This is a genomic window from Arthrobacter sp. UYEF20, from assembly GCF_040546335.1.
GTDB lineage: Bacteria > Actinomycetota > Actinomycetes > Actinomycetales > Micrococcaceae > Arthrobacter.
The window spans coordinates 220,857-243,952 of sequence record NZ_JBEPNP010000003.1 but is presented as its reverse complement, the minus strand read 5'-3'; the positions used below and the strand labels follow the sequence as shown (position 1 = coordinate 243,952).

The following is a 23,096-nucleotide window of genomic DNA, read 5'->3' as shown; positions in this document are numbered from 1 at the left end:
GGAAGTCCTTTTATATGTCGACGACGACCACCACTAAAACCATCCACCACTTCATCAACGGCGCTGAGACTGCAGGCGAGGGCGACCGCACCCAGCCCGTCTACAACCCCGCCACTGGCGCCGTCTCCGCGGAGCTGCGGCTGGCCAACCGGGCGGACCTGGACGCCACCGTGGCGGCCGCCAAGGCAGCTGCGGCCAGCTGGGGCGATATTTCCCTGGCGAAGCGCACCGGCGTGCTCTTCAAGTTCCGCGAGCTCGTCGCCGCCCATGTTGACGAGCTGGCCGAGCTGATCACCGCCGAACACGGCAAGGTGCTCTCCGATGCGAAGGGTGAGATCGGCCGTGGCCTGGAGGTCGTAGAGTTCGCCTGCGGCATCCCGACCCTGCTCAAGGGCGACTACTCGGACCAGGTCTCCACCGGGATCGATGTCTTCTCCTTCCGCGAGCCGCTCGGCGTCGTTGCGGGCATCACCCCGTTCAACTTCCCCGTCATGGTGCCGCTGTGGATGGCGCCGATGGCCATCGCCACGGGCAACGCCTTCATCCTCAAGCCCTCCGAACGTGACCCCTCCGCCTCGATGCTGCTGGCCAAACTCTGGAAGCAGGCGGGCCTGCCCGACGGCGTCTTCCAGGTCCTGCACGGCGACAAGGAAACGGTCGAGGGTCTCCTGACCCACCCGGACGTGGACGGCATTTCCTTCGTCGGCTCCACCCCGATCGCCCGGTACGTCCACGAGACCGCCACCGCGCACGGCAAGCGCGTCCAGGCCCTGGGCGGCGCGAAGAACCACGCCATCATCCTGCCCGACGCCGATCTCGACAACGCCGCCGACCACCTCGCCGCGGCAGCCTTCGGCTCCGCCGGCGAACGCTGCATGGCCATCTCCGTCGCCGTCGCCGTCGGGGACGCCGCCGAGCTGCTGGTCAAGAAGGTCGAGGAGCGCGCCCTGGCCGTCAAGGTCGACAACGGCACCGCCCCCGGCGCCGAAATGGGCCCGGTCATCACCCCGGCCTCCAGGGACCGCATCGTGAAGATCGTCACGGAAGCCGAAGCCGCCGGCGCCGCCATGGTCGTGGACGGCCGCGACCTCGTCGTCCCCGGCCACGAGGACGGCTTCTGGGTCGGCCCCACCGTCGTGGACCACGTCACGACCGGGATGACCGCCTACACCGAGGAAATCTTCGGACCCGTCCTCGTGGTGGTCCGCGTCGAGGACCTGGATGCCGGGATCGCCCTGATCAACGCCAACCCGTACGGCAACGGCACCGCCATCTTCACCTCCTCCGGCGCCCACGCCCGCAAGTTCCAGCGCTCCGTCACCGTGGGCATGATCGGCATCAACGTGCCGCTGCCCGTCCCGGTGGCGTACCACTCCTTCGGCGGCTGGAAGGCCTCCCTCTTCGGCGACAAGCACATCTACGGACCCGAAGGCGTCTCCTTCTACACCCGCGGCAAGGTGGTCACCTCACGATGGCCCGAGCCCACCCACGCCTCCGGCGCCTCCTACAACTTCCCGTCCCACGCCGACGACAGCCACGCGGTGCGCCACGACGGCATCGCCGAGGGCCTCCCTGACGAGTTGCGTCACGGAGAGGACGCGGTTCCGGGACGCGCCGATGACGACACCGAAGGCCGCGGGCGGCGCGACTAACCACCGACCACCGACCACCCAAGCTCGCAAGAGAAAGACAACGCTGTGATGACTGAAGTAGAGAACAAGCTGATCATCGGCACCGCGCCGGACTCCTGGGGCGTCTGGTTTGCGGATGACCCCAAGCAGACCCCGTGGGAGCGCTTCCTGGATGAAGTGGCCGAGTCCGGTTACAAGTGGATCGAGCTCGGCCCCTACGGCTACCTCCCCACCGAACCCGCCCGCCTGGCTGAGGAACTAAAGCAGCGCGACCTGAAGATCACCGCGGGCACCGTGTTTACGGCCTTCCACAGGGGCGTGGACCAGTGGGAAGCGGCCTGGGAGCCGGCCCGCAAGGTTGCAGAACTCACCGCGGCCATGGGCGGGGAACACATCGTGGTCATCCCGGCCATGTGGCGCGACGACGTCACCGGCGAAGCCGTCGAGAGCGGCGAACTCTCCGGGAAGGCGTGGACCGACCTTTTCGCCGGCCACAACCGCCTCGGCAAGACCCTGCTGGAGGACTTCGGCCTGAAGCAGCAGTTCCACTCCCACGCTGACTCCCATGTCGGCGCGCAAGAGGACATCGAGACCCTTCTCGCCGCCACCGACCCGAAGTACCTCAACCTCTGCCTGGACACCGGCCACGCCGAATACTGCGGCGCCTCCAGCCTGGAGCTGATCAAGAACTACCCGGACCGGATCGGGTACCTGCACCTCAAGCAGATCAACCCGGACATCCTCATAAAGGTCAACGAGGAGAAGATGACCTGGGCCGCTGCCAACCTGGCCGGCGTCATGACCGAACCGCCGAACGGACTGCCGGACCTGCGCGCCGTCATCGAGGCCGTCGAGGCGCTGGACCGGCCGATCTTCGGCATCGTGGAACAGGACATGTACCCCGTCGCCTTCGACGTCCCGATGCCGATAGCCAAGCGGACCCGCAATTATCTGCTCTCCTGCGGCTCCCGCACCGCCGTCAACTAGACGCAGCCAACTAACCCTCCTGAACCCAAAGGAAAGAACAATGACTGAAACCCTTCGCGTAGCTGTCATCGGCGCCGGCCGTATGGGCGCAGACCACATCCAGCGGCTCAACTCTCGCATCCACGGCGCGGAAGTTGCCGCCGTCGTCGACGTCGACCTTGCCCGTGCCCAGGCAGCCATCGGAGGCATCCCGGGCGCCGTGGCGCTGGCCGATGCCGAAGAAGCCCTCAACAACGGCGACGTCAACGCCGTCCTGATCGCCACCCCGGGCTTCCTGCACGAAGACATCCTGCTCAAGGCAATCGCCAAAGACATCCCGATCCTGTGCGAAAAGCCGCTGACCCCGGATGCAGAAACGGCCTGGAAGATCGTCCAGGCCGAGGAACAGCTGGGCCACCAACGCATCCAGGTGGGTTTCATGCGCCGGTTCGACGCCGAATACGCGGCTCTGGGCAGCGTGATCCGCGACCGCGAACTCGGCGAACTGCTGATGCTGCACCACCAGCACCGCAACGCGAGTACGCCCGAAGGCTTCACCAACGAGATGCTGATCAACGATTCAGTGGTCCACGAATTCGACGCGATCCGCTTCTTCACGGGCGAGGAAATCACCAGCGTCCAGGTCCGTCTGGGCAAGGCCACCAGGAACGCCCCTGCCGGCCAGCACGACCCGCAGCACGTCCTGATCGAGACCGAGTCCGGCGTCCTTGCCGACGTCGAGATCTACGTCAACGCCAAGTTCGGCTACGAAGTCGCCACCCAGGCCTCCTTCGAAGACGGCATCGTCAGCATCGGCGGGGACAAGGGACCGTACACCCGCAGCGCCGGCCGCTGGGGCGGCACCGTCACCCCCGGCTTCGAGGAGCGCTTCGGCGCGGCGTACGACGTCGAAATCCAGTCCTGGGTGGACGCCGCCCTCCGCGGCGAAATCGGCGGCCCGACGGCCTGGGACGGGTACGCCACCGCCGCCTGCTGCGAGGCCGGTGTTGAGGCGCAGAAGAACGGCCAGAAGGTTGCAGTCGTCCTGAACGCCAAGCCGGCCCTGTACCGCTAAGGAACATAGGGAGCGGCGGAAGCGATTCCGCCCCTCCCACGATTGCCCGCCTGACCCACAATGGAGTGACCACCGTGAAAATTGCGCTCGACCCCACGCCGTTCCACCACAGCCACAGCCTGCTGGAGTTCCCCCAGCTGGTGGCCGACCTCGGGTACAAGTACATGCAGCTGACGCCGCACCCGGACTTCATCCCGTTCTTCAACCACCCCAAGGCGGACGACGCCCTCGTCCGCCAGCTGAAAAATGCGTGCACTGATGCAGGCATTGAGATCGCCTCCGTGCTGCCGGTGCTGCGCTGGTCCGGCCCGGACGAGGACGCCCGCGAAGCCGCGGTCCGCTACTGGAAGCGAGCCATCCAGATCACCGTGGACCTGGGGGTCCGGCAGATTAACACCGAGTTCAACGGCCGCCCCGAGAGGGCGGAGGAATCCGAGCGGGCCTTTTACCGGTCCATGGAGGAGCTGCTGCCGATCATCGAGCGCGAGGACTTGCACGTGGCCATCGACCCGCACCCGGACGACTTCGTAGAGCAGGGCGTGGCCGCCCTGCGCGTGATACGCGGCGTCAACTCGCCGAACATCGGCATGGTCTACGTGGCCTCGCATACGTTCCACATGCAGGATGACCCGGAGGCGATCATGCAGGCGGCCGGGAACCGGCTTCGTGTGGTCCACGTATCCGACACCCTGAACCACCATGCCTCCCATGGCCTCCGCTACATCACCAATCCGCCAGGCAACGCCGTGCGCGTTCACCAGCACTTGAGGCTCGGGGACGGCGACGTGAACTGGGACGAGTTCTTCGGCGGCCTGTCGGAAAACGGGTTCCTTGACCGGGACGACTCGGTCATGGTCTCCAGCGTATTTGCCGAGGACGACAACGCCCGGGAGGTATCCCGGTACCAGCTGAACACCATCAAGGAGTACGTCTCAAGCGTCCAATAGCGGCTGAGCTCTTCAACCACCTAAGGAACCATGACGAATTTACCCCTCCTGGAGACCGAGGCTCCGGCCCCAAAAACCGCGGCGAATCCCAAGAAATTCATGCGCCGCGTGGCGCTCTTCTCCACCTTCGGCGGTCTGCTGTTCGGCTATGACACCGGCGTCATCAACGGTGCTTTGCCGTTCATGCAGCGCGATCTTGGCCTGACGCCGCTCACTGAAGGGCTGGTCACATCGACTCTCCTGTTCGGGGCGGCTTTCGGCGCCATCGGTTCCGGCCGGCTGTCTGACCGGTTCGGCCGCCGCAGGACCATCATGGGCCTCGCTCTGATCTTTGCCGTGGCCACCATTGCCTGTTCATTCGCGCCAAGTACGGAGTGGCTCATTGCAGCCCGTACCTTGCTGGGTCTGGCGGTCGGCGGGGCGTCCGTCATTGTCCCGGTCTATCTGGCAGAAATGTCACCGGCTGCCCAACGCGGGCGGATCGTCACGCAGAACGAGCTCATGATTGTCACGGGCCAGTTCCTGGCCTTTACCTTCAACGCTGTGCTGGGAAATGCCTTCCCGGAGTCGATGCACGTGTGGCGCTGGATGCTGGTCATCGCCACGTTGCCTGCCGTTATCCTGTGGTTCGGAATGCTGGTGCTGCCGGAGAGCCCCCGCTGGCTGGCCGCGGCAGGCCGGTTCGGCGAGGTCATGGCTGTTCTGCGCAGCACTCGCGCAGCGGGTGACATCTCGAACGAGTTCGACGAAGTACGGCAGGCTGCCCGCGAGGACTACAAGTCGAAACTGGGAACAGTCAAGGATCTGACAGTCCCATGGATCCGCCGGATCTTTGTGGTGGGGCTGGGCATGGCCGTGATCAATCAGATCAGCGGCGTCAACGCCATCATGTACTACGGCACCACGATTCTGTCCTCGTCCGGATTCGGCGATCAGGGGGCGCTGCTGGCGAATGTACTCAATGGCATCACCTCCGTAGTAGCCGTCATTGTGGGCATGTACCTGATGACCAGAATTGCCCGCAAGTCCATGCTCATTTTCGGCCTGAGCGGCACCGCGACGTCGCTGCTCGCCATTGCCATCATTTCCTTCGCCGTCCCGGAAGGGCTCCTTCGCGCCTACCTGGTGCTGCTCTTCATGGTGACGTTCCTGGCGTCCATGCAGGCCTGCATCGGCACGGTGACGTGGCTGACCATGTCTGAAATCTTCCCGCTCCACGTGCGTGGCGTGGCCATGGGAATCTGCGTGTTTGTGCTCTGGATGATCAACTTCCTGATCGGGTTCTTCTTCCCGCAGATGGTCGCCTGGATCGGCATCTCCGCAACGTTCATGATCTTTGTTGTTCTCCAGGCCTGTGCCATCGTCTGGGTCAAGCGGGTGGTCCCCGAAACCAAGGGCAAGAGCCTTGAAGAGTTGGAACACCATTTCAAGGAAGCGGCCGGAGTCAAGCCCGCAGTTTAGGCGGACTCCGCCGGCACGGTAAGTGCGGGAAAGGCTCCCGGTCAGTGAACCGGGAGCCTTTTTTGATGTCCTTCGAGAATGCGCTGCTGCGCTAGACGCCGGCGTGCAGCTTCGGGAGGGCGTCGACCAGTGCCGCCAGTTCCGGTACCTCCTGCGCCTCGGCCAGCGCACGCTCCAGCGTGGCGTCGTGGATGGGGCGGACCTCTTCCAGCAGCTTGATCCCGCTGGGCGTGAGCTCGGTGTAGATCCCGCGGCGGTCGTCAGCGCAGAGGATCCGGTTGAGCAGGCCCCGGTCCTCGAGGCGGTTGACCAGGCGCGTGGTGGCGCTGGCGCTCAACGCAGTGGCGCGGGCCAGCTGCTGCATCCGCATGTGCCAGCCGTCCTGGCGGCTCAACGCATCCAGCACGGTGTACTCCACGACGGACAGCTGCGCCACAGCCTGCAGCGAGCGCTCCAGCTCCGCCTCGATCAGTCCGTGCAAGGCCGCCAGGGTCCGCCAGCCTTGCGCCCGGACCTCGACGGCGTCGTCCTTGATGCCCATCAGTTCTTCCCTTCAGATCAGCCTGCCCGCCTCCGGAAACCCCGGAACACAGGCAGCCCACAAATTAGTTGCTTGCGCGGCATTATTGCTTGTGCAACAATAAATAACGCGTCTGCAACTACTAGCTTACGCTTCGCTTTTCTTTCCGTACAGTTTTTGAAGGAGCTCCGCCATGCCTATTGGCCTGATAGCACTCGCCCTCGGCGGGTTCGGGATCGGACTCACCGAGTTCGTCATCATGGGCCTGCTGCCCGAAGTGGCCGCAGACTTCCAAGTCAGCGAGGCTACGGCGGGCTGGCTCATCTCCGGCTACGCGCTCGCCGTCGTCGTGGGCGCCCTGCTCCTGACTGCCGCCGTGACGCGCTTCGAGCGCAAGCCGGTGCTGGCCGTGCTCATGGTGCTGTTCATTGCCGGAAACCTGGTCTCCGCCATCGCGCCGGACTATGGGCTGATGATGATCGGCCGCATCATCGCGGCGCTCGCGCACGGCGCCTTCTTCGGCATCGGCGCCGTGGTTGCGGCCAGCATGGTCGCACCCACTAAAAAGGCCGGCGCCATCGCCATCATGTTCACCGGGCTGACGGCGGCCAACGTCCTGGGTGTCCCTTTCGGCACCATGCTGGGCCAGGCGGCAGGCTGGCGGTCCACCTTCTGGGCCATCACGGGCATCGGCGTCCTGGCCCTGGCCGGCATCCTCACCCTGGTGCCCGCAACGGGATCGGGCGACGCGGGCTCGGGAGACGCGGGCTCCGGTACCTCTTCCTCTGGCAGCCTCCGCAGCGAACTGCGGGCCTTCAGGTCGGGCCAGGTCTGGCTCTCCATTCTGGTCACCATTCTCGGTTATGGCGGCATGTTCGGCGCCTTCACCTACATCGCGTTCACGCTCACCGAGGTCACCGGATTCGCCGCGTCCACCGTGCCGTGGCTGCTGATCCTCTTCGGCGTCGGACTCTTCATCGGCAACGCCGTCGGCGGCAAGGCCGCGGACAAGAATGTGGACCGCACCCTGCTGGTGGCTCTCGCCGCCCTCGTGGCGGTGCTCGTGGTCTTCGCGCTGACCTCCAGCAACCAGCCGATGACCATCGCGTCCATGGTGCTGCTGGGCGGGTTCGGGTTCGCCACCGTTCCGGGGCTACAGATGCGCGTCATGAAGTACGCCAACAACGCGCCCACCCTGGCCTCCGGCGCCAACATCGGCGCCTTCAACGTGGGCAACGCCCTCGGCGCCTGGCTGGGCGGCGTGACCATCACCGCCGGCCTCGGCTACACCTCGCCGATCTGGGCAGGTGCAGGCATCACCCTGCTGGGCCTTGGCGTGATGGCGTTCGCAGCCGCTCATGCCAAGCGGAACGACGCCGGACGCACCGAAGGTGACCGTTGTCAACCTTTTCGACAACAGGAGGGGGCGTCCGTCCGCTCATGAAGCCCAGTGGAGGATACAGATGACACGTGCCAGGTCGCTGATGCGTTCTGCGACTTCCGGAGACCGGGTTACGCATCTTGAGCTGTTCTTCGATCTGGTCTTTGTTTTCGCGCTATTGCAACTGTCCATCATTTGGTGGAGCATCCTTCATGGGTGGGGGCCGGTGAGACCCTTGTGCTTCTTCTTGGAGTCTATAAGGTTTGGGTGTACACGACCTGGGTCGCGACTTTGCTGGACACTGCGTGTCTTGAGGCGCAGTGGATGCTGCTCATCGTCATGCTCTTCGCACTGTCCATGAACGCCTCAATCGGTGCCGCGTTTGGTGCTTTCGGCTGGCTCTTCGCTGAGAGCTATCTCCTGATCCAGCTTGGCAGAGGTGCGTGGATGCTCGCCGTCGGATTTGACCGCACAACCCAGAGCCTTTTCGTGCGCACGCTGATCTGGGGGTGTATGAGCGCGCCTTTTTGGATTTCCGGTGTCTTCTTCGACCACGAGGTCCGCCTGATGTTCCGGGGTGTCGCTGCCGCGATCGATCTGGTCGGCCATATGCTGGCGCATCATCCCGGCCTTCCGCGAGAAGGAAGGCCGCCTACTGATCTGTGCCACCAACTTCAGCCGCTCACTGGATAAAGCTTTCCTCCGCCACGGCCGCTTCGATTACGTTATCCCGATCGGCCCGCCCGACCTGGACGCCCGGACGGCCATCTGGAACCGCTGTATCCCGCCCGCGGCCTCCCCGCAAATTGACTTGGCCGCCCTTGCCGAAGCCAGTGAACGGTTCTCGCCCGCCGACATTGAATTCGCAGCCAGAAAAGCCTCACAACGGGCGCTGGAGCTCGCGGTCCAGGCCGCCGGGCAACCTGCCCCGGAGGACCCGGCGCTCACGACGGCGGCCTACCTTGAGGCAATCGAAGGAACCCGCGCGACCGTCACCGAACCCGTCGTCAGGGAATTGCTCGAAGACATCGACCGAATAGCGAGGGTCTAAACGAACCGCGACTTCACCCTCTGATGCCGGGTCGGCGGGGGCGTTTGGCCGTCGTCCACACACATGATCCATGAGCTTCTTTGAATTCTTCCGCCGCCCCCACTTCACCGGCGTGGACGGTTCACGACGGCGATAAGAGCTCACCGCCCAGTCCCAGGTGTTGTCGTCCCAGCCAGGTGTCAAGGTATACATGCTTCGGCGTGGTCAAGAACCTCCACATTGCATCGAGCGTCATGGACATTGTGGAATTGGGCGCGCTGTGACCCGTTCCGAAGCCTTAACTCGTTGGTTGGATGCGTGGCACCGAGCGGTGGAGGAGCTTGAAGGTTTGCCAGCAATCCTCCGCGGCCGTGAGACTTTCTCGGGTCCGGGCGGGATCTACTCTGGCCAGCGTGGCCACGATCCCCTGCTGGGCAGCCATCGCGGCGGTCAGGGACGGGAAAAACGACGTCCCTTCCGCTGGTGTCAGCACGATCTCGTCAGCCGACTTTTCCAGCGCTGGCAAAATGTTGTCCGCAAGGACGATTACCTTGGCACCGCGGGCCTTTGCCTTTGCCGCAGCAATGACAGCAACGTCGTAAAGCCTCCAGTAAGAACAGACGACGAGGCTATCGGCTGCGGTCATCCTGGCGACGTGGTTGGCGATCATCGAGGGACTGTCCAAGAGCTGCCTGACGGGATAGCCGGCAAGATGAACGTTATGGACGAGGGCATGCCCGACAGCGGAGAAACTTCCCTGGGCGGTGACGTATATGTTTTCGGACGCGGCGAGGATTTCCGCGATCCGGGTGATGCGTTGTTCGTCGAGGTTCCGCATTGACGTCGCGAGGGAATCGGCGTCCTGCCGCAAGGACGCACGAAACGGGGATTCCCCGTTGCCATGTGTTTCGGAAACTTCCAGCATTGACAGGTGGGCAAGGTAGCGCGCCCGAAGGTCCCGCTGCAGATCAGGCCATCCTGCGTAGCCCAGGCGCTGGGCGAGCCTGGTAACGCTGGAGACACTCGTCCCGGCCAGCTCCGCCAGTTCGGCCGCAGGAGCGAAACTCGCCTTGGCCGGCTGGCTCGCCATGAGACTGAACACCTGCTGGGTGCTTCCGCCCAACCCTTTGCCCGGCAGCAGGGAACGCAGCCAGTCATCGACGGAATCGGCATCCGTTGCAGCTGCAACGGGGACAATATGAGGTGGCACACCATCTCCTAGTTGCAAAGTTTCTTGCAGATATCTATTGACTGCACAGTTGCTTGCATCTAGCCGGGTTGGGTGTGGCGTCGGTGGCGTTGAGCGCGGTAGATCTGGCGGGCGAGATAGCGCTTGAGGCATCGGCGGATCTCCTTGGTGGTGCGGCCTTCAGTGCGACGTTTGTCGACGTAGGCGCGGGTGGCGGGGTCGTGGGTCAGGCGAGTGATCGTTGCGATGTGCAGGGCGCGGTTCAGGCGCCGGTCGCCGCCGCGGTTGAGTCGATGGCGGACGGTGTTCCCGGAGGAGGCAGGGATGAGGGTTCGTACCGGCGAGGGCGGCGAACGCGGCTTCGGAGCGGACCCGTCCAGGGTGGGACCAGGCGGTCAGCGCGATCGTAGCGGTCACGGGCCCGATGCCGGTCTTCTCCAGTAGCACGGCGGCCCGGCTCTGACGGACGAGGTCTGTCATGGTGGCGGAGTTGGCCGCGATGTCGCCGTCGAGCTCGGCCACCCGCTTGGCCAGGCGGGCCGCCTCGGTGCGGGCGGTCGCGAGCCCGATCTGTTCGTCACGGGTGCGCCGGCGGGATACCTCGGCGATCTGCTTGGAGGTCAACGCTCTACGAGCGTCGATGCCGAGGTCGACCACACGCACCAGCGCGATCAGCGCGTTGAGGGTCGCGGTGCGCTCGGCGGTCATGTGGTCACGGGCAGCGACCAGTTCCCGCAGAGCCACCGGCGTGTGCTGGGACTGTCAGACTGTTTTTGTCGAATCATCAGCCGTAGATTCGGAAGTCCTGGCCGTGACGGCTTGACCCATGTTGGGATGGACCCCTCGGGTGTCTTTGCGTTGATCTGTCAGCCCCGCGGCAGGGCAGCAACAAGCACTGCCGCCGGATCGGGCGTGACCTGATAGCGCCTCTGTGTGTCAAGCGGCGGCTTCGTGGGCGTGCTGGTGGTCGTGGAGGATTCGGTGGTAGAGGACATTGGAGAGGCGTCGCTTGAGTGCCCTACGGGCTTCCCGGGGTGTTTTTCCTTCGGCGGTTTTCTTGAGGTAGTAGTCGCGGCCGGGCCCGGGATCGCGGCTTTGGCAGACGGCCATGGTGTGCAGGACGGAGTTCAGCTGACGGTTGCCTCCGGTGTTGAGCCTGTGGCGGTTCTGGTTGCCGCTGGAGGCGTCTGTTCTGTCAGCTCCAGATGCCGGAGGGCCATCGGTGATTCCTCCGCGTCGAGCCACCGGTAATACGAGGCCCTGGAAATGCCCAGCCGGCTGCACATCCACTGGATGGGAAACTGCGCGTCCCTCGCCTGAACAAGACGGTAGAGATCCTCTACCGTTGTTCTTTGGCGAAGAACGCGGAAACTTTTTTTAGGAAATCGTTCTCCCTTTCGACTTCACGCAGCCGGGCTTCCAAAGCCTTGTATTTCGCGGCATCCACCGGGTCATCGGGCCTGCCGCCCGCCCCGGCCACAGCGTCATGGTGCAGCTGCACCCACCGCTTCAGCGCCGTGACAGAGACGCCGACTTCGGCGGCGACGGACATCGGTGACCGGCCGGAAGAAATCACAAGATCCACGGCATCGGCCTTAAATTCATCGGAATACGTTGGTCGAGCTGACATGAGCACAATCCTTTCAAACTGTGTCTCACATCAGTAGTACACCTCATCCCCACGCGCCGTGCAGCATCATTGACCGGTGTTTCCAGGACGACCGCGAACCGCAAACCGGCGCCGCCGCGGGACCATGCGCCGGTGGTGCCGCAGAACAAGCTCAGTGATGCTGAGCGGGCCGGGATTCTGGCGGCGCTGAACTCGCCGGAGTTCGTGGACCTGGCACCGATGCAGGTCTACACGAAGCTGCTGGATCAGGGAATCTACCTGCGGTCCCTGTCGACTTTCTACCGGGTGCTGGAGGAAAACAGTCAGGTCAAGGAGCGCCGACGGCTGGCCAAACACCCGCCCCGGGCGGTGCCTGAACTGGTCGCCACGGCCCCCGGACAGGTGTTTACGTGGGATATTACAAAACTCGCGGGCCCGGTCAAGGGCAAGTATTTCGACTGCTACATGATGGTCGATATCCACTCCAGATTCATCGTCGGCGCGCACGTCCACGCCACCGAATCCGGGGCGTTGGCCGTGGACATGATGAAGGGAATCTTCGGGATCCACGGCATCCCCCAGATCGTGCACGCGGACCATGCTCCGGGGTGTCTTGCGAACGACCGATACCGTTCGGCGACTTCCGGGGACGGCTTAGCGCCAGTTTTCCGCGAGATGGTCCCCGACCCCCAGATCCTCCGCCGAGTCCGTGGATGGCCTCCAGCGCCAACTCGTATTGGATGCTGGCCATCAGCCAGCCACCCAACCAGGGCCCGGCGATGGCCAGAAAGAGGATCACCCGTTGCTTGACAACTGGCGGGGCTGCCCGGGGAAGCCCCGCCAGATGCATCTGTCCAAGCAGCCACGTACCGTTTTCCCGGCCCGCGGAGTCACAGGGTTTTGGTGACTTTGTTCAGTCCGGCCGGTAGGTCCGGGTTCTTTCCTGTTGCCAGGGAGAGGGCGAGGGCGAGCTGCTGGAGCGGGATGATCTCCAGCAGCGGAATGAGCGCCGTGTCGAGACCTGCACTGTCGAGGGCGGCCAGGGGAACATGCTCCGCGTTATCGTCGCCACCGGGCCCGACAATTATCATGCGGCCGCCAAGCATGGCGGCGGCACTGGCGAACCGTTCGACGGAGTCGCGGCCTGCGGGGCTCGCAGTCAGCACGATCACGGGGGTGCTTTCGACGACCTGACCGAGCGGCCCGTGCGTGGCATCTGCGGCGCTCCACCCCGACGCGGCGATGGCGTTCGTCTCCATGAGCTTGAGTGCGCCTTCCTTCGCCGTTGACATCGAATAGCCCCGGCCGACCACGAGGATCCGCTCAACCGCTGTGAGCTTCTCAGCGAGGTCGGCCACGATTGGGGCGGTGTCCTTGAGGACGGAAGTGGCTGCATTGACGGCGATCCGTACCTGCGATGCAACATCATTCCACGCCAGGCCGGCGGCAAGGGAGAGCACCACGTAGAGCGTTAGCAGTTCGGCGGTGTAGGTCTTGGTAGCGGCGACTGACAATTCTGTTCCCGCCATCAGTGGAACGTGCACCTCTCCGAGGGCGGCCAGGGGACTCATCTCGTTGTTGGTGAACGCCACGATAGGGACTCCCGCTCGCTTTGCTGCACGCACGGTGTCCAGGAGATCGGGCGACTCGCCCGACTGGGACACGGCAAGCATGACTGAGGCGGGATACCTGAGTTCAGTGCCGAAGGCCGTGACCGTGCTCGGCGTTGCGAGGAGTGCGGGGACGCCAAGCAGATTGTGAGCGAGGTATTGGCCGTAAATTGCGGCATGGTCGCTGGACCCGCGTGCTGCGAAGACGAGCAGCTGTGGTTCTGCTTCGCGGATGAGCCCTGCGGCGGCTTCAAGGGCAGGGCGCTTCCAATCGATGAGGTCGAGCCAGCGGTAAGGCTGTTCAGCGATCTCCGCGCGCATGTATGCACCGGGAACTGTGGTCGGTGTTGTAGCAGCATTTGGGGTAATGGTCATTTCTGTGTCCTCTTCTTCGTGCCGGTTCAGGAGCGGCCGTGGCGCAGGGTAAGCGGCGTGGAGCCGTCAGCGGCCCTTCACCGTCGAGCTTGATGGTTGCGTAGTAGTCGATCGCTGCGGGGGCTGGCCCGGATGAGGTCGGATTCGAAATCGGCGCCATGGCCAGGACGGTGAAGAGGGACCAGCCGACGGGATCCTTTGGGCCGTGGACGTTCCCGCCAATGCTCAGCTTCTCCTGTCGTTTGGTGAGGTCTTCAATGATGCCCATGCATAGGGCAAGGATCGGGCAAGCCGGTCGAGTTTGGTGATGATCAGGGAATCGCCAGCGCGGCAGGCGGCGGGGGCTTCGCTGAGTCCTGGCCCTTCGGGGTTGGTGCCGGTCAGTCCGTGTTCGACGTGGATTCGGTCCTCAGGTACTCCGAGGGCGGCGACTCCGTTGCGTTGGGCAGTCACCTCATTGCAAGTTGGCGACGGAGGGAGGTGGCACACTCCCAGTAGCCGCCTCCCTCTGCATCGTTTAGCCCACCGGTGTAGCGGGAACCTTCTGCACCGGGTCCGCCTGCAGTTGCCTTTTCGCTCGGACCAGCGCCGCACCTTCCGCTCCTGCCGACTCCAGTACTAACAGGGCAGCGCCTAATACAGGGGGATCCCGGATAATTCGGATCAATGCGTGCGGCGCATTGAGTTCCAGACCGGACCGCACTGGCTCCGTCAGGAGTGGATGGTCCGCGGCCAGTACGCTTCCCCCAAGCACAATGGGTAAAGCGGCTTGCTGGAGGTTCAGACGCCGCAAGACTGTCGTGGCCAAGGTGACGATCTCCCGGGCCTGTCGCTGGATCTCTTCCAGCGCCGGTTTGTCTCCCGACTGCGCGGCAGCGAAAAGCAACGGCGTGAGGTGCGCTAACGTCCGGGCGGGGATCTGGTGGAGGTGCAGACCTTTGGTCACTTCCATCACGGAAGAGAGTCCGAAGGATTGTGGGACCGTCCGTTCAAGAACGCTTTTGGGCCCGCGGCCATCTTCGGAGCGGGCAGCATGCCACAAAGCCTGGACACCCAGCATGCCTCCTCCGCCCCAGTCTCCGGAAATCTGGCCGACGGCAGGAAAACGAGCGGTGGCGCCATCTGAGCGCACTCCGACTGCATTGATGCCGGTGCCGCAGACCACGGCGACGGCATCGGAACTGTCGGTGCCGGCGCGCAAGAGGGCAAACAGGTCGTTTTCGACGACGGGTGGCACACCGGCCGGGCTACGCGCCCAGTCGTGTATTGACACGGCAGCGGAAAAGGCTTCAATTTCAGCCGTGAAGTCCATTCCGGACAAATAGAAGCCGGTCCGTTCGGCCCGACGGTTCCCCGTCGAGGCAAGGGCCTCACGCGCCAGCTCACCTATGACTGCAACCGAACGGTCCAAACCCACGATCTGGGGGTTCGACCCCTCACCGCGCCTCCGTGCCAGCAGCTCCCCGGTAAGAGACAGGACCACAACGTCGGTCTTCGAACTCCCGCCGTCCACGGCCAGCACGACTTTCTCGGACCGGCCTGCTGCCCCCCGGTTCACGGCTGTCATGCCCAGGCCAAATGCTGGTGGTTTGCCGCCAGCAGGGCGTCGGTAAGCCTCTCGGCCCTTTCGTACTGTCCAACAAGGGGGTGGGAGAGCATGGCCCGAAGGACGCGGTCACGGCCGCCATGAATGGCGGCGTCCAGGGCTAGCCGCTCATAACCGGCAACATGGCCAATCAGCGACGCAATTTCGCCTGAAAGCGGTGCAACGGGCTGCAGGATCATACCTGATGCGGAGACCCTGGCCGGAACTTCGATCACGTGGTCATCCGGGAGGAACGGCAGGGCCCCGTTGTTGGGGACATTGACTACCTGGATATCTGTGCGGTTGCCGGTCAGAGATGCCATTAGTTCGACGGCGGCTTCCGAGTAGAAAGCGCCGCCGCGCAGGGCCAGTTCCGCCGGCTTCACATCCACGGACGTGTCGGCGTATTTCGCCAACAGTGCAGCTTCCATGCCCATGACGGCCTGGGCGCGGCTGGGTTGGGTGAGCTGTTCCTCAAGCACCTGGTCGTGTGCATAGAAGTAGCGCAGGTAGTAGGAGGGCACCGCCTGCTGCGACGTCAGGAGGGACCCTGGCATATGTACATCCTCGGACAGGGCGTCCAGTTTTTCCGCCAGCATTCGCGGCAGTACATCCTGGAAGACCCCGTCGGTACGTACCTTCACCCCCGTTTCCCAGGTCAGGTGGTTCAACCCCACGTGGTCCAGCTGGACATCCTGCGGGGCGACGTCCAGCATGGCGGCGAATTTGCGCTGAAAACCAATGGCGACGTTACACAGCCCCACGGCGCGGTGGCCTGCCTGCAGCAGGGCGCGCGTGACGATGCCCACGGGGTTGGTGAAGTCGATGATCCAGGCTTCAGGTTTGGCCAGCCGGCGAACGGTTTCGGCGATTTCCAGGGCTACCGGCACTGTCCGCAGGGCTTTGGCCAGGCCTCCCGGTCCGGTTGTTTCCTGGCCGATGCAGTGTTCTGCGTGCGGGAACGTTTCATCGGTGTGCCGGGCGGCCTGTCCGCCGATCCGGAGCTGGAGCAAAACGACATCGGCGTCCCTGACGCCGTCGGCCACATCGTTGGTGGTGAAGATTTTTCCCGGGTGCCCTGCTTTGGCGAAGAGCCGTCGTGAGATGCCTGCTACGAGCTCCAGCCGGGAGGCGTCCGGGTCAACGAGCCAAAGCTCCTCGATGGGAAGCTGGCCGTAGAGGCGGGCAAATCCGTCTGTCAGTTCGGGGGTGTAGGTGGATCCGCCACCGATCACTGTAACTTTCATGGTTATCCTTTGACTCCGGAGAATTTGATGCCTTCGATGAACTGTTTCTGGGCGAAGAAGAACAGCAGGATGATGGGTGCCATCACCAGCACTGTGGCGGCCATGGTCAGGTTCCATTGCACTTGGTGCACTCCGCGAAAAGAGGCCAGTCCCAGGGACAGCGTCCAGTTAGAGGGGTTCTCCCCTGCGTACAGGAGCGGCCCAAAGTAGTCATTCCAGGCGTTCAGGAAACTGAACAGGGCGGCGGCGGCGATGCCGGGCTTGGCCATTGGCAGGATGACCAGGAACAGTGTCTTGAATTCGGAGGCGCCGTCCAGGCGTGCGGAATCCGAGTAGGACTGCGGAATGGTGATGAGGAACTGGCGTATCAGGAAAATGCTGAACGCGTCGCCCACGAGGTTCGGCAGTATCAGTGGCCATAAGGTGCCGGTGAGTCCCGCTTTGGCCCAGAGCACATACATCGGAACGGCAACCACCTGGGGCGGAAGCATCATGGCAACGATCACCAGGTAGAACATCATGTTGCGCCCGCGCCACTTCAGCCGGGACAGCGCATAGGCCACCGGGACACTCGAAATGAGCATGAGGATGGTGGCCAGCCCGGCATACAGGACGGAATTGAAGAAGTATTGCAGAAGTGGAGCTTGGACGAAGACGGCGCCGAAGTTCTCCCAGTGCCAGGACGTCGGCCACAGGTTTTTGGTCAGAGCTTGCTGGTCGCTCATAAGTGAGGTCAACAGAATAAAGACGATGGGGCCGATAAAGGCGATGGCCAGAGCGACGGCGATGGCGTGGAGTCCCAGCCAGGACATGACCTTTTGGCGGGCGCGGCCCCCGGCCACCGTACGGGTGGCTAGTGAATTCGACATGCTATTCCTCCTCTCCGATACCGGCCGAGCGCATGCGGCGGACCAGGATGATGGTGAAAACTGCTGAGATAACAAACAAGACGATGGCCATGGCAGAGGCGTATCCCATGTGGAACTGATGGAAGCCTTGCTCGTAGAGCCACATCGGGAAGGTCAGCGTGGAGTTGTCCGGGTAGCCGATGGTCCGGCTGGAACCGGCAACGTCGGAGCTACCCGAAGCCACCGAGCTGGCTACGACCGCTTCCGTGAAGAACTGCAGCCCGACGATGATGGAGTTGACGATGGCGAACATCAGTACCGGTGCGATGGCCGGAAGGGTGATGTGTCGGAATTGTTTCCACGCCCCGGCCCCGTCAAGCGAAGCCGCTTCGTAGAGTTCCGAGGGCACATCGAGCAGGGATGCCAGCATGATCACCATGATGGTTCCGGAAGTCCACAAGGCCATGACGGTGAGTGCGGGTTTTGAAAAAGCGGGATCGTTGAACCACAAGGGTCCCTGGACGCCGAACAAACCGAGGAACTGGTTCAGCGGGCCGGTGGACGGGTTGAGCAGGAAGACGAAAGCCAGCGCTGCCGCCACCGGTGGTGCCAGCGCGGGCAGGTAAAACATGGTCCGGAAGACCGAAGCACCACGCTTAATCTTGACCAGCACCAGGGCTGAGATCAGACCAAAGCCCACCCGTCCCACGGTGATGGCCACTGTGAGCCAGACGGTGTTGCCGATGGCTTTCCACATCAGTGGATCTTTGGTGAACATGTAGACGAAGTTGCTCAGCCCGGCCCATTGCGGATCATTGATCAAGTCAAAATTGGTCAGCGAATAGTACATGGTGGTGAGAAGTGGGTAAAGGAAGAAAACCGAAATCCCGATCATCCATGGCGACATGAATGCAAGGATGGTCAACCGGCGGCGGAGCCTGACATTGCCGTGCTTCTTCAGGATTGCCCTCCTCGGCGCTGGCGAGATGGGTGGGAGGATCTCCGTAACCGCCATCAGTGGCCCAACGCCGCGCTGTCATCGATTTGCTTGTCGACCTGCGCAAGGCCGCCGGCAAGGTCATCGGTGCCGCCGGTGACGTACTTCAGGGCAAAGTCCTGGGCGACCTTCAAATAGGCGCCGCCGTTGGCGGAAGAGGGATTGTTCTGCAGTTTGCCACCCGAGAAGAGGTCAATGAATGTCTTGAACTGCGGGGTAACCTGCAGATCGGGCGATTTGCCGGCGTCGATGGTGGTGGGAACATTCTTTAATCCGTTGGACAGGTCCACCAGGGCACCGGTATCCATGCTGAGGAATTTGACCAGTTCAAACGCCGCGCCGGCGTTTTTGGCGCCCTTGGGGATTCCCACGATGGTTCCGGTGGTGTACGCGGTGCCATAGAGTTCGGGCTTGTCATCGGCTACCGGGAAAGGCGCGGTGGCATAGTCGAGGTCCTTGGCCTGGTCATCCACGAACGCGGCCCGGTATTCGCCGTCGAGGATCATGGCGACTTTGCCGGTCTGGAAGTCGTTGTCCGGTGAGTATTCCTGGCCAGCTGCGGCAGTGAACTCGGTCAGTTTGTCGGCACCGTAGAAGTCGGTGAGATATTTTTGCCATTCGAGCATGCTGGTCCAGGCCGGGTCGGTAGCGAGGGCGGATTTTCCGGCGTTGTCCTGCCATTTGGCGCCGAATTGGGGTCCCATGATCTGCACCGAGTTTGCGTAGAAGCCTGGAGTCGGGACAAAACCGGCAACCTTGATGCTGCCGTCGGCCTCCAGCTGGGTCAGCTTCTTGGCATCCGCGGCCAGTTCGCTCATGGTCTTCGGTGGGGCGGTGATTCCTGCTGCGGCGAACATCTTTTTGTTGTAGTACATCCCGTAGACGTCCGCCAGCATCGGCATGGCGCAGCGCTTGCCCCGGTAGGAGGTGTAGTCCTGGGTGGCCTTGGGGATCACGCTGAGATCCACTTTGTCGCGGTCAAGGTAGGGCTTCAGGTCCTGGAAGGAACCGGAGGTGCAGAACTGGCCAATATTGTCGGTGGAAAAGGAGATGGCGACATCCGGGGCGTTGCCGCCGCGGATTGCCTGGGTGATCTTGTCATCGTTCTGGCTGCCCTGGCTTTTGACGGTGATGTTCGGATGGGCGGCATGGAACTTATCCAGCACCTTATTCAGGGCCGTAAGTTCCCGGTCCGAGAACTTGCTCCAGACATTGATGGTGACATTTTCATTGTTGGCCGGCGCGGCGGCGGCTTGCGAGGAGTCCGTAGACCCGGTTCCCCCGCAGGCACTGGCGGTGAGGAGCACGGCCAGACCCAGTCCCAAAACTGTTGATGCCTTTTTCATGATTTCTCCAATGAGGTAAATTGCTGTGGATTACTAGCGGGCGGGTATGGCCCGGGAAGGATGGGGCTGTGCTGGATGACCGAGCCGGTCTCAAAGGCTTTTTCCCGCGCCCCGGCCAAGGCGGAGCCCATTGCGCCCGAAAGAGCGGCCCCTTCGGTGACGGGGTAGGACAGAATCTGTGCCGTTGCGGCCGCTGGAATCGCGAGGACGCTGGAGAGTTTCTGCTGAACGAGTTCTGCAAGCTTTGTTCCACCAGCCGCACCGAACTTGCCACCCAGCATGATCAGCTCGGGGTCGATGACGGTGACGATCGCAGCCAGGCCGGTGGCGAGGCGGATTGCCAGATCTTCCATGAACCTCGAGCCGCTACCGTCTTCCTTCGCTGCCATTTCCTGAAGGGCCAACTCCACCGCCGCCATCGGATCCGGAGCAACCAGTCCATGGGCCGCGGCGAGCTCACTGATGGCGGCCGGGCTAAGCAGCGCACCGAGGTTGCTGCCGTGTCTGGTTTGGCCGGTCTCCACTGAAGACCTGTCCGGAACCGGTGCGTAGTCGATTTCCCCCGCACCGCCGGTGAAGCCCTTGAGCAGTTCACCGCGCAGAACAATGGCTGATCCAAGGCCATCATCGACCCACACCAGGGCAAAATTCTCGACCCCGGACGCAAGCCCGTCCTTCATCTCGCCCATCGCCATCAGGTTCACGTCGTTCTCTACGTCTACGCCTGTTCCCAGCTCCGCACGCAATGCCGAGATCACGTCATAGCCTCCCCAAGCCGGGAGGTGCGGAGCATACTTCAGCAGGCCGGAGCGGGGATCAACGGCACCGGGTAATCCCACGACTAACTTCAGGATTCCGGAGCGGGGTACTCCGGACTCAGTGCATGCCGCGTCCAAGCACTCGCGGATCTGGCGGGCGGGGGCCTCATTGTTCCACGCCGTGAACGTTGCGATTCTTACCCGGCCGGAGAGGTCACTGATCTGCAACCCGATTCCAGAGGGTGTGACATCCACAGCCGCTGCAAATCCCGCCTCCGGACTGATGGCCCACAACTGCGCCTTCGGGCCCGGACCGCCACCGCGCTTGCCCTCTTTCTTCACCAACCCTGCCACTTCGAGACGCCCCAGCAGTTCAGCTGTTGCGGGTTTGGATAGCCCCGTGAGCTCTTCCAACTGCGCGCGGGACAAGATGCCGGCCTCCAGAATGTGGAGCAAAGCGGCCTGATCGTTGAGGATACGTAGCTTGCTGGGGGCACCGAGCACCATGTGGGTCCATCTTCCTGCAATTAAATCGATTGGTAACTTACCAATCGATTATGGAAGACCGTATCACAGCTGTGATTTGCGCAACAGAGCGGTCTGAAAGATTAAGCATGGTCGTCCAGGCACAGGGTCCACTGGGGCCGGTCGGCTTACCGGCCTTCACTCATGGTTCTGTTTCGGAGCTCTTGCCGGGGCCATCGCAACGGGAATCTCCTTGGCATCCGGTGTTGGTTCAGATCGGTCTATATGGCGTTGGCCATCATGCTGCTGACCACAGCTTTCGCGGTGTTCCTGTCAAACCTGCCCGTGCCCGCGTTGGCTGACGCACAGAGTTCAATGCGCAAGGGGCACCGCAAACGGCTATGGGGAATGCCGGGCTTGGGCATCGCGATTTTGATGGTCACCATCTGCTTCTTTGGGGACGGTGCCTTGGAGAGTTTTCTCTCCGTCTACTTGCGGGCCCCTTGATAGCGGGCCTCGGCATCGGCAGACATCGCTGCTCGGTCGGCTGCTTTCTGCCAGAACCCAGCACCGCATAGGTGAACGCCGCACTATGGTCTTCTCGGCTCTGCTGGCCGCTGCCGGAATCTCAGTAGCAGTCGCACAACCAACGCCATTGTCGCCATCATCGGAATACTTCCGGTCGGGTTCGCCATTGCCCCCGTTGTTCCAACATCGATCTCCCTGGCGGCGAGGTCTGCACCTGGAAAATCAGGTCAGGCCGTCGGACTAGCTACGGCGGTCGGCTAGAGTTCGTTCATTGTCAGCCCAGTCCTTATCGGGGCTCTAGCCTCGGCGACCACACTTCGTGTTGGACTTGGAGCACTGATCCGAACTGCAATGGCGATGGCGGCGGTGGCGGCCCGGTGGCCCCGGCAGAGCCCCTTTAAAGCGCCCAGCACGCCAATGGACTTGACCCAGGAATGACGGATCCAAGGCCTGGCTTTCTTCCCAGACATGAAGGCCGCGCCCTTCCTTCGCGGGTTCCTTATCGAGTAGGCGGAAGCCGGGAACACCAGCAGAACCCCAGCGATGACGATTCGCGCCACCCAGCGCCCTCGTTGGTTTCCTCTGTGACGCATGGATGGCGTTGGGCAAGTCTTTTGAGGGTGGCTGCGTTGGCCACGGCCGGGTCAGGCGACTAGCTCCACGTCGATGACAGCTCGGTGAAAGCCTGGCTGGCTGCGCTCACGTAGGCGCCTTTCCTTCTGAGTAGGGCTGCGGTGCGGTGTGGAATGACCGGCGACAGGTCAACTGGGTGTAGCCCAGGCTGTTCGCGGGCAATGGCTTCGGGCAGCACGGTGGCGAGCTGGCCGCGGCGGATGATTTCCACGATCGCGCTGATGGAGTCGGCTTCAATCGCGATGCGGGGGGCAATGCCGTGGTCCCGGAAGTGCAGGTCGATGTGGCGCCGGGTTGCAAAGTCGCTACTGAGAAGCACAAGCCCCTCTTGTTCCAACTCCCGCAGGGCCATGGGTGCCTGCGCGCCGGCGCGGGGGTGATTATTGCCGACGACCAGGCCAAGGGTTTCGACGAACAATGCCTGGGTCTCGATCTCGGACGAACGCGCCTCGGCGAAAGCGATGCCTAGATCGAGGGTGCCCTCGGCCAGTGCCGCCTCGATGCGGTCCTGGGTCATCTCCTGCACGCTCAAGGTGATGCCGGGATAGCGGGTGCTGAAGCGTTCGACCAGTGGACCGATCAGGTAAGCGGTGAACGTGGGCGTCATCGCCAGCCGGAGCGATCCACGGCTCAGATCCTGCACGTCGTGGATGGCCCGGGTTCCGGCGTCAAGCTCCCGCAGGGCGCGGCGGGCATAGCGCATGTAGGTCTCGCCGGCGTCTGTCAGCCGCACGGTCCGCCCGGACCTGTCCAAGAGCCGGACGTGCAGCGAGTTCTCCAGTTGCTTGATCTGTTGCGACAGCGTCGGTTGGGAGACATGCAGTGCCTCGGCCGCGCGGGTGAAGTTTTGGTGTTCCGCGACCGCGGCCAGGTAACGAATGTGGCGTAGCATCAC

At 63.1% G+C, this 23,096-nt stretch carries 21 protein-coding genes and 3 pseudogenes; 10 read left to right on the top strand and 14 right to left on the bottom strand.

Features of this window, described 5'->3' with window-relative positions; genetic code table 11:
* Positions 1 to 14: 14 nt before the first annotated feature.
* From ABIB26_RS05280 to ABIB26_RS05260, 5 genes and pseudogenes are all read left to right on the top strand, one after another.
* Positions 15 to 1,523: pseudogene (locus ABIB26_RS05280) on the top strand (CoA-acylating methylmalonate-semialdehyde dehydrogenase); the annotation flags it as partial.
* Positions 1,524 to 1,700: 177 nt separating this feature from the next.
* A complete protein-coding gene (locus tag ABIB26_RS05275) occupies positions 1,701 to 2,618 on the top strand; it encodes a sugar phosphate isomerase/epimerase family protein (protein WP_354240250.1) in 918 nt (305 codons plus the stop codon).
* A 40-nt stretch (positions 2,619 to 2,658) separates the two neighbouring features.
* Positions 2,659 to 3,672 carry a Gfo/Idh/MocA family protein gene (locus tag ABIB26_RS05270; RefSeq protein ID WP_354240248.1) on the top strand — a complete coding sequence of 338 codons (1,014 nt, stop codon included), beginning with the start codon at positions 2,659 to 2,661 and terminating at the stop codon, positions 3,670 to 3,672.
* Between the two features lie 74 nt (positions 3,673 to 3,746).
* Positions 3,747 to 4,619 (top strand): sugar phosphate isomerase/epimerase family protein, encoded by an 873-nt coding sequence (locus ABIB26_RS05265; protein WP_354240246.1) that lies wholly within the window; start codon positions 3,747 to 3,749, stop codon positions 4,617 to 4,619.
* A gap of 30 nt (positions 4,620 to 4,649) precedes the next feature.
* Entirely contained in the window at positions 4,650 to 6,080 is a 1,431-nt protein-coding gene (locus tag ABIB26_RS05260) for a sugar porter family MFS transporter (RefSeq protein ID WP_354240244.1), read from the top strand.
* Between the two features lie 91 nt (positions 6,081 to 6,171).
* Here ABIB26_RS05260 and ABIB26_RS05255 read toward each other — a convergent pair whose 3' ends face one another.
* Positions 6,172 to 6,621 (bottom strand): MarR family winged helix-turn-helix transcriptional regulator, encoded by a 450-nt coding sequence (locus tag ABIB26_RS05255; protein ID WP_354240242.1) that lies wholly within the window; start codon positions 6,619 to 6,621, stop codon positions 6,172 to 6,174.
* Positions 6,622 to 6,793: 172 nt separating this feature from the next.
* Here ABIB26_RS05255 and ABIB26_RS05250 point away from each other — a divergent pair, with 172 nt between their 5' ends.
* The 3 genes from ABIB26_RS05250 (at position 6,794) to ABIB26_RS05240 (ending at position 9,032) form a co-directional block, all read left to right on the top strand.
* The gene (locus ABIB26_RS05250; protein WP_354240240.1) at positions 6,794 to 8,044 is read left to right on the top strand and encodes an MFS transporter; all 1,251 of its coding nucleotides are present in this window, start codon (positions 6,794 to 6,796) and stop codon (positions 8,042 to 8,044) included.
* Between the two features lie 135 nt (positions 8,045 to 8,179).
* A complete protein-coding gene (locus tag ABIB26_RS05245) occupies positions 8,180 to 8,674 on the top strand; it encodes a low temperature requirement protein A (protein ID WP_354240238.1) in 495 nt (164 codons plus the stop codon).
* Positions 8,675 to 8,792: 118 nt separating this feature from the next.
* Complete coding sequence (locus ABIB26_RS05240; RefSeq protein ID WP_354240236.1) at positions 8,793 to 9,032, top strand: hypothetical protein; 240 nt, start codon at positions 8,793 to 8,795, stop codon at positions 9,030 to 9,032.
* Between the two features lie 277 nt (positions 9,033 to 9,309).
* Here the strand turns inward: ABIB26_RS05240 and ABIB26_RS05235 are convergent, their stop codons facing one another.
* The 4 genes and pseudogenes from ABIB26_RS05235 to ABIB26_RS05220 form a co-directional block, all read right to left on the bottom strand.
* Positions 9,310 to 10,221, bottom strand: a complete 912-nt coding sequence (locus ABIB26_RS05235) for a MurR/RpiR family transcriptional regulator (protein WP_354240234.1) — start codon at positions 10,219 to 10,221, stop codon at positions 9,310 to 9,312.
* A 59-nt stretch (positions 10,222 to 10,280) separates the two neighbouring features.
* Positions 10,281 to 10,941 (bottom strand): annotated as a pseudogene (locus ABIB26_RS05230) (transposase); the annotation flags it as partial.
* A gap of 195 nt (positions 10,942 to 11,136) precedes the next feature.
* Complete coding sequence (locus tag ABIB26_RS05225; RefSeq protein WP_354240233.1) at positions 11,137 to 11,445, bottom strand: transposase; 309 nt, start codon at positions 11,443 to 11,445, stop codon at positions 11,137 to 11,139.
* Between the two features lie 94 nt (positions 11,446 to 11,539).
* The gene (locus ABIB26_RS05220; protein WP_354240431.1) at positions 11,540 to 11,830 is read right to left on the bottom strand and encodes a transposase; all 291 of its coding nucleotides are present in this window, start codon (positions 11,828 to 11,830) and stop codon (positions 11,540 to 11,542) included.
* 45 nt (positions 11,831 to 11,875) lie between these two features.
* On the opposite strand from ABIB26_RS05220, the pseudogene ABIB26_RS05215 reads away from it, so the two are divergent.
* Positions 11,876 to 12,619 (top strand): annotated as a pseudogene (locus ABIB26_RS05215) (DDE-type integrase/transposase/recombinase); the annotation flags it as partial.
* Positions 12,620 to 12,699: 80 nt separating this feature from the next.
* Here the strand turns inward: ABIB26_RS05215 and ABIB26_RS05210 are convergent.
* The 8 genes from ABIB26_RS05210 to ABIB26_RS05175 form a co-directional block, all read right to left on the bottom strand.
* On the bottom strand, positions 12,700 to 13,794 hold the full coding sequence (locus tag ABIB26_RS05210) for an SIS domain-containing protein (protein ID WP_354240231.1): 1,095 nt from the start codon (positions 13,792 to 13,794) through the stop codon (positions 12,700 to 12,702).
* Positions 13,795 to 14,019: 225 nt separating this feature from the next.
* Positions 14,020 to 14,247, bottom strand: coding sequence for a recombinase family protein (locus ABIB26_RS05205; protein WP_354240229.1), 228 nt, complete (start codon positions 14,245 to 14,247; stop codon positions 14,020 to 14,022).
* 64 nt (positions 14,248 to 14,311) lie between these two features.
* Entirely contained in the window at positions 14,312 to 15,361 is a 1,050-nt protein-coding gene (locus tag ABIB26_RS05200) for an N-acetylglucosamine kinase (protein WP_354240227.1), read from the bottom strand.
* Positions 15,358 to 16,626: a 6-phospho-beta-glucosidase gene (locus tag ABIB26_RS05195; RefSeq protein WP_354240225.1), complete on the bottom strand. Its 1,269-nt coding sequence runs from the start codon at positions 16,624 to 16,626 to the stop codon at positions 15,358 to 15,360. The genes ABIB26_RS05200 and ABIB26_RS05195 overlap by 4 nt, the downstream gene beginning before the upstream one ends.
* Positions 16,627 to 16,628: 2 nt before the next feature.
* Positions 16,629 to 17,495, bottom strand: coding sequence for a carbohydrate ABC transporter permease (locus ABIB26_RS05190; RefSeq protein ID WP_354240223.1), 867 nt, complete (start codon positions 17,493 to 17,495; stop codon positions 16,629 to 16,631).
* Position 17,496: 1 nt separating this feature from the next.
* Complete coding sequence (locus ABIB26_RS05185) at positions 17,497 to 18,399, bottom strand: carbohydrate ABC transporter permease (protein ID WP_354240221.1); 903 nt, start codon at positions 18,397 to 18,399, stop codon at positions 17,497 to 17,499.
* A gap of 89 nt (positions 18,400 to 18,488) precedes the next feature.
* On the bottom strand, positions 18,489 to 19,817 hold the full coding sequence (locus tag ABIB26_RS05180) for an ABC transporter substrate-binding protein (RefSeq protein WP_354240219.1): 1,329 nt from the start codon (positions 19,815 to 19,817) through the stop codon (positions 18,489 to 18,491).
* Positions 19,814 to 21,082, bottom strand: a complete 1,269-nt coding sequence (locus ABIB26_RS05175) for an ROK family transcriptional regulator (protein WP_354240217.1) — start codon at positions 21,080 to 21,082, stop codon at positions 19,814 to 19,816. Before ABIB26_RS05175 ends, ABIB26_RS05180 begins: the two co-directional genes overlap by 4 nt.
* Before the next feature lie 243 nt (positions 21,083 to 21,325).
* On the opposite strand from ABIB26_RS05175, the gene ABIB26_RS05170 reads away from it, so the two are divergent.
* Entirely contained in the window at positions 21,326 to 21,547 is a 222-nt protein-coding gene (locus tag ABIB26_RS05170) for a hypothetical protein (RefSeq protein WP_354240215.1), read from the top strand.
* 673 nt (positions 21,548 to 22,220) lie between these two features.
* On the opposite strand, the gene cynR is transcribed toward ABIB26_RS05170, so the two are convergent.
* Positions 22,221 to 23,093, bottom strand: a complete 873-nt coding sequence (cynR, locus tag ABIB26_RS05165; protein ID WP_354240213.1) for a transcriptional regulator CynR — start codon at positions 23,091 to 23,093, stop codon at positions 22,221 to 22,223.
* Positions 23,094 to 23,096: the final 3 nt, after the last annotated feature.